This is a genomic window from Ktedonobacter sp. SOSP1-85, assembly GCF_016587415.1.
GTDB lineage: Bacteria > Chloroflexota > Ktedonobacteria > Ktedonobacterales > Ktedonobacteraceae > Ktedonobacter.
On record NZ_BNJI01000001.1, the window covers coordinates 4,732,711 to 4,744,931 of the forward strand.

At 58.4% G+C, this 12,221-nt stretch carries 7 protein-coding genes; 6 read left to right on the plus strand and 1 reads right to left on the minus strand.

All coding sequences use genetic code 11. The annotated features are described in order from the left end of the window. Window positions 1-85: 85 nt before the first annotated feature. Window positions 86-4,774 carry a hybrid sensor histidine kinase/response regulator gene (locus KTE_RS19845; RefSeq protein WP_201383856.1) on the plus strand — a complete coding sequence of 1,563 codons (4,689 nt, stop codon included), beginning with the start codon at window positions 86-88 and terminating at the stop codon, window positions 4,772-4,774. 269 nt (window positions 4,775-5,043) lie between these two features. Next, on the plus strand, window positions 5,044-5,268 hold the full coding sequence (locus KTE_RS19850; RefSeq protein WP_201383858.1) for a hypothetical protein: 225 nt from the start codon (window positions 5,044-5,046) through the stop codon (window positions 5,266-5,268). On the opposite strand, the gene leuB is transcribed toward KTE_RS19850, so the two are convergent. After that, on the minus strand, window positions 5,265-6,404 hold the full coding sequence (gene leuB, locus KTE_RS19855; protein WP_201383860.1) for a 3-isopropylmalate dehydrogenase: 1,140 nt from the start codon (window positions 6,402-6,404) through the stop codon (window positions 5,265-5,267). The genes KTE_RS19850 and leuB overlap by 4 nt on opposite strands. A gap of 623 nt (window positions 6,405-7,027) precedes the next feature. Between leuB and KTE_RS19860 the strand changes: the two genes are divergently transcribed. The 4 genes from KTE_RS19860 to KTE_RS19875 are packed head-to-tail and all read left to right on the plus strand — an operon-like array spanning window position 7,028 to window position 11,990. Further along, on the plus strand, window positions 7,028-7,489 hold the full coding sequence (locus KTE_RS19860) for an NADH-quinone oxidoreductase subunit B family protein (RefSeq protein WP_201372311.1): 462 nt from the start codon (window positions 7,028-7,030) through the stop codon (window positions 7,487-7,489). A 3-nt stretch (window positions 7,490-7,492) separates the two neighbouring features. Next, entirely contained in the window at window positions 7,493-8,233 is a 741-nt protein-coding gene (locus KTE_RS19865) for a hypothetical protein (RefSeq protein WP_201383862.1), read from the plus strand. Beyond that, window positions 8,226-9,557: an NADH-quinone oxidoreductase subunit F gene (locus tag KTE_RS19870; protein WP_201383864.1), complete on the plus strand. Its 1,332-nt coding sequence runs from the start codon at window positions 8,226-8,228 to the stop codon at window positions 9,555-9,557. The genes KTE_RS19865 and KTE_RS19870 overlap by 8 nt, the downstream gene beginning before the upstream one ends. Before the next feature lie 27 nt (window positions 9,558-9,584). After that, window positions 9,585-11,990, plus strand: a complete 2,406-nt coding sequence (locus tag KTE_RS19875) for an FAD-dependent oxidoreductase (protein ID WP_201383866.1) — start codon at window positions 9,585-9,587, stop codon at window positions 11,988-11,990. Window positions 11,991-12,221 lie beyond the last annotated feature (231 nt).

The window sequence follows — 12,221 nt, forward strand, 5'->3', positions numbered from 1 at the left end:
GCAATATATAGCAGATCAGTGTTAGGTGGCCTCTCCTCATGGGGAGTTCACCTAACGCTGCGATAGTTAAGTGGGTAAGCGCAACATGTCGAATACATTTGATAAACTATCCGTCCTTGATTCGTTTATCGAAGAGGTGAATAGCTATCTGCCAGAAATCGAGAAGAACCTGGAGAAACTGGCCCTTTCACCAAACGACATGGATGCCCTTGAAGAAACATACCGGCGAACGCACACAATCGGTGGCTCCGCTTCCATGATGGACTTCCCGGGTCTGGCTCATGTCGCTCATGGAATGGAAGATATCTTAGGTGATGCTTTAGATGGTTTAACGACACTCGATGAGCCTACGCTAGGTCTACTGCATCGTTCGTTAGGTCGGTTGCATCAACTCTTAGAGGGTATCCGTAACGGGATTGATGAGGATGCGATTATTGCGGAGGATGATGCGGACTATGCGCGCTATCGAGCCATGGTGGACGCCTCAAGCGAGGTTCCCACACCACAGGCGACGGGCGCTCATAAGTTCTCGCTAGAGGAGATGGCGCCGTTTACGACGACATCCCAGAGCTACGATCCGGGATACCAAGCGTTTGGTATTCCTGTGCCGCCGACAACTCCAAGTGCGGCCCCCATGCCATCTTTTGATGAAGTGTTGGAGTCATTCCGCACTCCCAGTACTTCGTCCAATGATGATCTTGCGTGGCCAGAGGCGTTCTCCTCGCCCGCACAACCTGTAGAGCCTGCTCCGGCTCCTCAACCACCTGCCCCGCTCTTTACACCGCCAGCGCAGGGGCAGCCTACCTCGTCGTCGTCGTCTTCATCCAGTGCGCTGGAAGAGCTGATGGCCTCGATGCGTTCAATGCCGCCTGTACCGCCGCAGACACCCTTCGCGGTTTCTCCCCCCTCCTATGAAGAGTCACAACGACCTCAGCCCGTAGAGGAGGAGACGCCAGGCGTGCCAGAGGCTTACACTTCGTGGCAGTCAGGCATGAGTGGTGAGGCAAGCAATGAGGATGTGGTACAGCCCAATCTCTCGGATCTGGCAAACTTTGCGCAGATCGAGGTTGAGCAGTGGCCCCTGGTACCAGAGCAGTCGACGCCCGCCAACTCGCCCACGCCAACGTTCCAGGCTGAAGAGTTGCCCATCCATTATGCATCACCCACGCCTGAGCCGGCGCCCGCGCAGCTTGAACCACAATATACTCAACAATACCCGCCTTTCGTCCCTGAACCACAGATACCGCAGCCTGCTTCCCTGTCTCTGGCTCACGCTGGTTCGCTGCCACAGAGCTATGAGCAAGCGCAACGCGAGGCACAGAATCTCCTTTCCCAGGTTGCTTCGCTACAGGAGGTCATCGCCCAGCTACGCGACTCCATTGAGATTATCGAGGAGCAGCGCAAGGAGTTCCGTGGCTTCCTGGATGGCTCTAAGGATGCGCTTGATCGCATGGAGGATTGGGCCGGGCGCGCCATGGGTCTAAATCTGCGCAATAGTCCTGAGCAGGTGCGGCGCTATCTCCCACTGTCGGTAATGTGGGTCTCTAATAGCAAGCTGAAGAAGGTACTGGAGCGTCTGAAACATATCTCGGGGGGCGTTGAGACCACCGATGAGCAGGTTCAGGGTACCATTTCACAACTGCAAGCCTCGATAGAGTCCTGTGGGTTGGCCTTCCAGCAGTTGCAGGTGCGCTTCCAGCAGGCCCAGAACGCGCCAGTCTTCAAGCAAGATGCCGGCTGGACCCCCTGGGAGATGCAGAACAATGCTCAGCCGGAGACGGTACGCGAGCGCGTTGTCTTCGAGCGCCAGGGCGATATGCAAGCCTTGCGAGCTGAGATCGCGGCCCAGGTGCGTGAGGAGCTTGAACACGAGATCCGCGAGGAGATGCGTCGCGAGTATGAGAGCAAGGCGCCCCAGGCTTCCGTGAGTGGCTCTCAGGCGAACGCGTTCCCGCGAACAAACGAGTCCATTCCGGACCTTGAGCATCGCCTACGCAACGAGATCGAGATCCAGGTGCGCCAGGAGTTCCTGAGCCAGATTTCAACTATGGAACCATCCGCCCTGGGTGGCGCCCCTGAAGCTGCCGCCCGCGAAGCTCAGGCCTCGTCTCCGGCAAACTTTCAGGATCGGGCACGTCAATCGCTGGGAGGCGAGGTCACGATGCCCTCAAGGTCCCAGCCTACGGTGCCACCACAGCCGCAGCCCTCGCGCTCGGCCCCCGCACCCAAGCCTGCTCCTCCAGCGCCCGCGCCAGCTCAGTCCTTTGGAGCTGAGTTCGCCGATGAGGCAGCGGAGATCTTCCGCATGGAGGCTGAAGAGCATCTCCAGAGTATCAGTGTCCACGTGGCAGCCCTGGAGAATGATCCCAATAACAGCGAATTGATCCAGGGTATTCGCCGTGCCATGCATACGCTCAAGGGCGCGGCCGGCATGATGGGCTTCCGCGCCATTGCCGATCTCTCACATGCCTCTGAGGATCTATTGGATAGCATTATGGAGGGGACCACACAGATCACGTCGAACGTGGTTAGCGTGATCCTGGATACCGCCGAGACGCTGGATAGCATGGTCTCCCACCTGGATGCATCGCTTAGCTCTGATGAGACGCGAGCGCAGTCACTACGGGCGCGTTACTCCGAGCTTCTGGGTGGACACACCCCTTCGACGGCTATAGAGGAAGATCTGAGCGAGTACGAGGATCAGCCGGCGAGCGATGTCGCCTTCTCCTCCAGCGTGGTGGGCGAGGAAGAGCCCATCACTGGCGAGCTTGGCTCGACGCGTACGGCGCGTAGCGACCTGAACGTGCGTGTACGCCTGCAAAAACTGGATGAACTGGTCAATCTCTTCGGCGAGCTGCTGGTCAACCGTAGCGTGCTGGAAGAGCGCATTCAGCGTCTGATGCGCCTGGTCGCGGACGTAGGTGTCAGTAGCAATCGCCTGCAAGATGTCGGCCAGAAACTGGAGTCGCGCTTTGAGGCTGCAACTCTGCCCAGCGGTCGTAAACTTGAGGTTTCCAACAGCGAGGGTGAGCAGGGCCTGGTGCTGGTGAATAACGGCATGCAGCGTGCGCCTTCGCACCTGGCAGAGTTCGACGAACTGGAGCTGGACCGCTACACCGAGTTCCACCAGCTCACACGCGGTCTGAGCGAAGGCATCTCCGATATGGCAACGCTGAGCACGGAGATGGAGGGCGTCATTCGTGAGTGTGAAAGCGTCTTCGCGCGTGAGAATCGCCTGAGCACAACCTTCCAGGATAGGCTGATGAAGGTGCGCCTGGTCCCTTTGGCGACGATGGCCCCGCGCCTCTATAGAGCGGCGCGCGCGGTCGCCCTCAAACAGGGGAAAGATTTCCAGTTCCTGCTCGAAGGCGAGGAGACCGAGGTAGATCGTACCGTGTTCGAAGAGATCTCTGGTCCCCTGCTGCACCTGATGCGTAACGCCGTCAACCATGCCCTGGATCGCCCGGAGGTACGCCAACAGAAAGGCAAAGCCCCCACGGGTATGATCAAGCTCTCCGCGGGCTACGAGGGTAACCAGGTTGTGATTACGGTGCGCGATGATGGTAAGGGTCTTGATCCAGACATCATTCGCCAGACGGCGATTGAGCGCGGCCTGATCCGCCCTAGCCAGCCTCTGAGTGAGGGTGATGTCATTGACCTGATCTTCCGTCCCGGCTTCTCAACGGCCCAGGTCCTGAGCGAGGAGAGCGGTCGTGGCGTTGGCCTTGACGTGGTACGCGATAGTGTGTCACGCCTGCGGGGAACGCTGGAGGTTGAGTCGGCGCCGGGACAGGGCACAGCCTTTACCATGAAGTTCCCGACCAGCCTGGCCATTCAGAACGCGATGATGGTGCGTGTAGCGAGCCAGCAGTTCGCGATTCCGACCCTGGTGGTGGAGTCGATTGGACGCCTGGATAGCTTTAAGCGCTCCATGCTTGGCAATCAGCCAGCCGTCTTGATCCGCAACGAGCTTTATCCCTTGCATCTGCTCTCGCAGTATCTCTCGCTGCCAGCCAGCTCGATTGATGATCGCGCACAGTTGCTGATCGTCAATGCTGGCGGTCATCGCATGGCCTTGATTGTCGATGAGATCAAGGGACGCTACGATATCGTGATGAAGAACCTGGGGCCGCACCTGCGCCAGGTCCATGGCATCGCGGGCGCGACAGTCCTTGGTAACGGCCAGGTTGTGTTGATCCTGGAAATGAACAACCTGTTCACCGCCCGCGTCAGGACGGCGAACCCATCGCCTGTTACCAGCAGGCAGACTGCCGCGCAACAGCCCCAAGCTATGGCGTCAACGGTACGTCAGAGTGTCGATCTACCGAAGCCGGGACGCGCCACGACATCGATGATGCAACCAGTTGGCCCGGTGAGTAGCGCGTCGGCTGAACGTGGCAAGCATATCCTGGTCGTGGATGATAGTCCCAGCGTGCGCCGCGTCGTCGGTAACATGTTGAAGCAGCATAACTGGGAAATACAGGTGGCCCGCGATGGCGTCGAAGCCCTGGAAATGATCTCCCAGGAGACACCGGCTGCGGTCCTGCTGGATATCGAGATGCCCCGCATGGATGGGTATGAGTTGATCGCGACGGTACGCGCGCAGGAGCAATACCGCACGCTACCACTGGTGGTGCTGACCTCCCGCGCCGCCACAAAGCACCAGCAGCGTGCGATGCAGCTTGGTGCGAGCGCCTACGTGATCAAGCCATACCAGGACGAAGATTTGTTGAATACGCTCAATACGCTTGTCTACGGCGCGCCCGTACGGTAGCAGGCCTGGCTCACCTATGGCCTGCTCGCAAAACTGGGCTCTCAATTTGGTAGGGACCCGCTTTAGCGCGTCCGAACGCCATTTATGGCAGTTCGGCGCAAGCCAAAGCCTTTTTGTAGGTAACAGGCGGCCCATCGCGCAATATTGTGCCATGGAACGTTTTGGGCTGCGCCTACAGGCGATGAATCGCCTTTGGACGCGCTAAAGCGGGTCCCTACCGAAAGGGAGCGCTTTCAAGTTATGAGGCAATGTTCGAGAGGAGTGTTACGATGGGGGTCGAACGATCCGTCACTCGTTGGTATGTTGAGCGCCAGATGCTGCTGAGCGAGATCTCAGCGCTAGAAGCAAAGCTGACGCCCGGCACCAGCAAGGAAGCGAGCGCGAACACAGAGAGCGCGACGCCGTCCCAGGCGGACGAGGTCGCGCAGCAGGTTTCCCAGGCGCAGCAGAAACTGCATCTCCTGGGTCCCTGTCCTAAACCCATGATGGGTTAAACGGTATGGCTGCCAGCCAGAGCGACCACCCTTTCAGCGATGCGCTGGCCCATCTCTTTCGTACCCAGGATCTCTTTACCCTCTTCGCGTAGATCCTCCGTACGATACCCCGCCTGAATGCACTGCTCCACCGCGGCCTCAATGGTCGCGGCTTCTTCTTTTAGTCCCAGTGAATGCCGAAGCAACATGGCCGCCGTGAGGATGGCCGCGATCGGGTTGGCCTTGTTCTGGCCCGCGATATCAGGCGCGGAGCCGTGAATAGGCTCATAGAGGCCAAAGATGCCGTGCTCAGTCCGGCGCGTGCCCAGGCTGGCAGAGGGGAGCATACCCATTGACCCGGCGAGCATGGAGGCCTCATCCGTCAGGATATCGCCAAAGAGGTTCTCGGTCACGATCACGTCGAAGCTGGCGGGCCGGCGAATCAGGTGCATGGCACAGGCGTCGACCAGCAGGTGCTCAAAGGCGACGTCCGGGTAGTCCTTGCTCACTCGCTCGGCCACGCGCCGCCAGAGGACAGACGAGCTGAGAACGTTGGCCTTATCGACCGAGGTGACCTTCTTACGCCGCTCGCGCGCCAGGTCAAAGGCCACGCGCACAATGCGCTCGATCTCGGCCTCGGTGTAAAGCAAGGTATCAATGGCCTCGTAGCCCTGGGGGGTCTCGCGGATCTCGCTGGGCTTGCCGGGAACGCTTGGTTCCAGGTGCCCATAGTAGAGGCCCCCGGTCAGCTCGCGAACCACGATCAGATCAACGCCCTGGAGAATCTCGGGCTTAATGGATGAGGCATCGAGCATGGCGGGTGAGGGGCGGACCGGGCGCAGGTTGGCGAAGAATTGAAGTCCCTTGCGCAGGCGGAAGAGTGCTTCCTCGGGTTTGACCGCGGCACCGGGCTGAGCGCCACCGACCGCGCCAAAGAGAATGGCATCGCTACCCTGGCAGACGGCCAGAGTTTCGTCAGAGATGGCCTTGCCCTCGGCCTCAATGGCGGCCAGGCCTACCAGTCCATACTGGAAATGAAAGCTATGACCATACTGCTGGGCGATAGCCTGTAAAACGTGAACAGCCTGCTCAGTCACTTCTGGACCAATGCCGTCACCGGGCAGGACCGCGATAGAGTAAGTTCCTTGAGTTCCCAAAATAAAACTCCTTTATGCACGTACAGCGTGCGACTTTACACAGGGGACACGAGTCTAATGGCGCAAAGAGATGCTACCCTAAGTGGGGAGCGGGCGCATCTTTCTTTCGTGTCTACTCTGAAGGGAGGCGTGCGCCAATGTGTCATCTGCATACCAGTAATCTTAACCCATGCGCCCTACGTGTAACAAGTATATGTTATATGTGAGGTGCGCTGTCCCAGGCAACGCCGGGATAGCGCACCTCACATATAACCCCTGGGTGCCGCAGGCGCGAAGAGGTATTAAGGGCGTACAAAAGGGGGAAAGAGGCAGCGCGAAGCTGTGGCACCGCTCGACCGGACGTGCTATAATAGGCGCAAGGTGGAATGTACAAACAAGTAAAACTGTACAAGATAACCCCCGTAATTATCTCTTGCCCTGCCAAATCTAAACCGAGCAATAGGTGCTGCTAAGCCTTTGCATTAGGAGTTCTATACGTTATGAGCAGCAATTTTAGTGACAATGGGAACGGCCCTGAGGGTGGTCTGCGGCGCAAGCCCATTCCACTGTCAATGGCCTCTGGTCCCCATGAATATACCCCTGGTGACCAGGAGTTACCCGTTCAGCTGACGAGCCTGGCCGATATGTTGCAATGGGCGCAAAACTGGGCACGCTCAAAGTCTGTCTGGCCGTTGGGATATGGCCTGGCGTGTTGTGCGATTGAGATGATCGCCTCTGCCTCTGCCCCCCAGTATGACCTCTCGCGTTTCGGTTCTGAGGTCTTCCGTTCCAGCCCAAGACAGGCCGACCTGATGGTCGTCGCGGGGACGGTATCGATTAAAATGGGCCCCCGCCTGCGCTTGCTGTACGAGCAGATGCCTGAACCAAAATGGGTGATCAGCCTGGGACAGTGTGCCAACTCTGGCGGCGAGTTCTATGATAGCTACTATACCGTTCAGGGTGTGGACACGATCGTGCCAGTTGATGTGTATATTCCTGGTTGCCCTCCTCGCCCCGAAGCGCTGATCGAGGGCCTGCTGAAGTTGCGCGAGAAGATTGCGAAACAGGGCCTCAAAGTGCGTGGTGAGAAGGAGATTGAGGTATAGCGTATGCGTGGTATCCTTGAAGGGATGAGCCTGACCTTTAGTCATATGTTTCGCCCAAAGGTCACGCGTCTCTATCCATATGAGAAGCCGAAGCTGCCACCCCGCAGCCGTGGCTTGATCCAATTGATTGCGCAAGAGGGCCTCAAGACAGAGTTTAACCTGAAGTGTGAAGCCTGCCTGTTGTGTGAGAAGGCCTGTCCTCCGCGCGCGATCACCATTGAGTACGAGCCGATGTACGAGTGGAGGGAACGCCCCTGGTATAAATCGTACATCCGCGATGGCGCTGAGAAGTTCACCCCGCGTAAGCTGGGGACCGCCTCCGGCTCGCCCAAAGCCGGATTCTACAAGACGCGTATCTCCGAGTACGCCGTAGACTACTTCAATAAGCCCGTTGCCCCCTGCGTGACCACCCCAGTCAAAGACGAACTGGAGCCGCAGATCGACCTGAGTCAGGTGGACGCCTTGATCGAACAGTGGCCCTATGACGCGGCCTCGCTCCCTGGCCTGCTAGATGCAATCATGGATATGCATGGCTATCTTCCATTGCAGGCGGCCAAGCGTGTGGTCCAGGCGCGTGGTGTTGATCTGAGTGACGTGTTCGGTATCGCCACCATGAGTCCGAAGTTTAAGCCCGCACCCGCGGTCAAAGGCATTACGCGCGACGATCAGCCAGAAAGAGGATGGGCGCCCGATAAGCGTGGTGTGTGGGGAAATATCCATCATGTGAGGCAGCCAAATGCCTGAGAAGAAAAACATAAATCGTCTCTTGAGGCAGCAGGATGACCGCGATGTACGCGGGCTTGCTGCCTATCGTAGTGCCGGCGGCTATAGCGCGCTCGAGAGTGCGCTACGCCAGAACACGCCCAACCAGATTATCCAGCAGGTGACGGATGCCAAGCTGCGTGGTCGTGGTGGTGCTGGTCGCCTGACCGGCGAGAAATGGCGCGTCGTGCGTTCAACCGACGACGACCAGAAGTATGTTATTTGTAATGCCTATGATGCCGATAGCCGTTCCCTGGCGGCCCGCCTCTTGCTGGAGTACAATCCACACCAGGTCATCGAGGGCATCATCCTGGCAGCCTACGCGGTAGGTGCGTCTGAGGCGTATCTCTTTACGCGCAGCCTGTACAAAGAAGGCATTCAGACGGTGCAGACCGCGTTGCAGGAAGCGGTCGAGGCCAACCTGGTTGGACGTGATATCCTGGGGACCGACTTTAGCTGCTCCATCTCAGTGGTCGCGGTAGATCTTGGCTTTATCGGTGGCGAGGAGACGGTGCAAATCGCCGCCATCAAGGGACGCCGTGGTATGCCTGAGCAGCGCCCACCCTTCCCAGCCCAGTACGGTCTGTGGGATAAACCAACGGCGATCAATAGCGTGGAGACGCTGGCTAACGTGCCCGTAATTGTGCGTGAAGGCCCGGGCGCATTCGCCCAGACCGGCACGAGCATTACCGGCGGCAGCAAGATCCTGACGGTCTATGGCGCGGGTGCCGAGAGCGAGCCACGTGTGATCGAGGTTCCCTTTGGAACCACCATTCGCGATATCCTGACGCGCGCCGGAATCAATGCGAGCGCCGATGATATCCGTGGCGTGGTGGTCGGTGGTGCCGAAGGTGGAGCCCTGCCTCCTTCTCTACTGGATACGATCTTTGATTACGATCCCATTGAAGAGGCTGGTGCGATAGTTGGCTCTGGCGTAATTGAGGTCCTGCCCGTCGACACCTGCATGGTGGCATGGGCAATGGAGCGGAGCCGCTATCTGAGCAAAGAGTCTTGTGGAAAGTGCGTTCCCTGTCGTCTGGGTGTGAAGCGCATTACAGGAATTCTTGAGGGTGTCGTAAGCGATCTGGGCGTCAATGGCGACCTGGATGTGCTCGATGAGTTTGCGCAGTATGTCCCCAATGGCTCACTCTGTGGCTTTGGTGTACAGGCAACCAACCCCTTGAAGACCGCGAAGCGTTACTGGCCGGAACACTTCACCATGCATGTGCAGGAGTTGCAGTGTCCGACCGGAAAATGCGCGCCAGTGCGCTCTCATCGTTTCGTGACGAAGCACGTTTTGCCGTAGTCAGCGATGCGAAGAGGATAAGTATTCATGGCAATTACAATTAGAGATAATTTTTCTGTCAGCACTCGGGAGCAGACACCTCTCGTTCGTAACGAGGTCGGCCATCCTAGTTTTACCCTGACCATTGATGGCAAGGTCATGCAGGCTTACGAAGGCCAGACCATCCTGAGTGTGGCGGTTGATAATGGGATTGAAGATATCCCTAATCTGTGTAATGATGAGAAGCTAGAGCCAACCTCGGCCTGCCGCATGTGCCTGGTGCACATTGATGGCGTCGACCGGCCTCTGCCCTCATGTAACACGCCTGCTCAGCCCGGCATGATGGTGACGACGAACTCGGATGAGCTCTTCCACATTCGCCGCACCAACCTGGAGATGATGCTCTCCGACCACAATGCCTACTGTCAGCCTCCCTGCCAGGTCGAGTGCCCAACTCACATCGACATCCCTGGCTACCTGGAGCTGATCGCGCAGGGTTCGATGAAAGAGGCCGCACGCCTGGTTAAAGAGGTGCTGCCTTTCCCCTATATCCTGGGCCTGGTCTGCCCGGCTCCCTGTCAGAAGGGCTGCCGCCGCGCGCTGGTCGAGGAAGAGATCGCTATCTGTCGCATGCATGGTCATGCCGCTGAGACCTGCCTGCTTGATCCTCCTGTGCCCTACGAGAAGGATCCAGCCACCGGCAAGAAGGTCGCGGTCATCGGTGCTGGCCCGGCTGGTATGGCCTGTGCCTACTACCTGGCCCTGCGCGGCCACCAGGTCAAGATCTTCGACAAGCAGCCACAGGCAGGTGGTATGTTGCGTTATGGCATTCCTGAATATCGCTTGCAGAAGGATATGATGGATCGTGAGCTGCAGCATGTCCTCGACCTGGGTGCCGAGATCCAGTTTAATGTCGAGCTTGGCAAAGACTTCACGGTAGATGACCTCTTCGCCCTGGGCTACGACGCCATCTACCTGGCGATCGGTGCCTGGACCAGTAATCCGCTGAAGATCGAGGGTGAGGATGCCGAGGGCGTGGTTAACGCTATCGCCTTCCTGGGTGAAAAGGTCGAGGGTAAGTTCGTTCCCGTTCGCGAGAACGACGAGGTCGTCGTTATCGGTGGTGGTTTCACCGCCTTCGACTGTACCCGTACCTCGCTGCGCCTGGGCGCGAAGGTCCACACCATGTACCGCCGCGGTCGTAGTGAGATGGGCGCGACTGAAGAAGAGGTTGAGGATGGTGAGGCCGAGGGTACGCATCTGCAGCTCTATGTGAGTCAGACGCGCATCATCACCGAGAATGGCAAGGTCAAGGGCGTGGAGTTCCAGCGCAACAAGCTGGGCGAACCAGACGCCAGTGGCCGCCGCCGCCCGGTTCCCGTTCCCGGCTCCGAGTTCATCGTTGGTTGTAACACGGTCGTCCCGGCCATCGGTCAGAAGCCCGATGAGCGTGTGCTTGACTCCAAGTCGGGTGTGAAGTGGACCAAGTGGAGCACGATCCAGACCAACCCCCATAACTTCATGACGGACCGCCACGGCGTCTTCGCCGGTGGTGACTGTCAGATGGGCGCTAAGACCGTCATTGAGTGTATCGCTCAGGGCAAACTGGGTGCGCGCTCAATGCATGCCTTCCTGATGGGTGAGGACATGGACGAGGTCTCCCGCCGCCTGGAGCTGGAGGAGCGCAAGCCTGACCTCTTCGACATCGTGCCCTACAAGCCGGTCGAGCCTAAGGTCAAGATGCCGATGCTCCCCTATGAGGAGCGCAAGCGCAATTTCAAGATTATTGAGTCTGGGTATGTGCAGGAGCAGGCCCAGCGCGAGGCTGCCCGCTGTCTCCAGTGTGCCTGTCCGGCGGCTGGCCAGTGCGACCTTCAGCGCTACAGTATCGAGCATGGCCTGGCCGACAACCGTTTCCATGACGGTGAGCCGACCGACTACCATGACTACGAGACCGATCTCTCGCACAGCTTCATCCTGCGCGATCCCAACAAGTGCATCAACTGTACGCAGTGTGTTCGCGTCTGCCACGACGTCATCGGCCCCGACTGCTACGGTATGTTTGGTAAGGGTTTTGATACCATCGTCTCGACCCCGTTCAATGTCAGCCTGCATGACACCGATTGCGTCTCCTGTGGCGCCTGTGTCCAGGTCTGCCCAACTGGTTCGCTGATGATGGCCGAGCGCCACCTGACACGCTACTCCTTCGCGCTGGACCGCTGTATCTTCTGCGGCGACTGCGTCGAGGTCTGCCCTCACGGTGCGCTGGGTGAGACCCCCAACTTCGAGCTCTCGTTCTTCAACCGCTTCGGTGAGGACGTGACCCTGGAGAAGCAAGACTTGGCCCAGGCTCCCAACTACCTGGTTCGCCAGCGTCTGCCCCGCAGCAAGAAGAGCCTGCCCGTCATGAGCCCGCTGGTTCGCCCGTTGCCCGCCCGCGGCATCCGCGAATAAGAGAGTTTCTCAGCAAAAACGCAAGAGCGTCAGTCCCCCCTTGGGGGGACTGACGCTCTTGCGTTTTTGCTGAGAAACAACCCAGGAAAAGCACTTCGGCTAGAGGAAATTTCGTGTATTTGGTATCATATGAGGAACGTGGTCATGGAGAGGTGAGGCAGGAGCGGGCACCCATCCGTGTATGATGGTAGGATAGAGAAGAATTGCCTGTCAGCCCGTTAGTGGTAGATG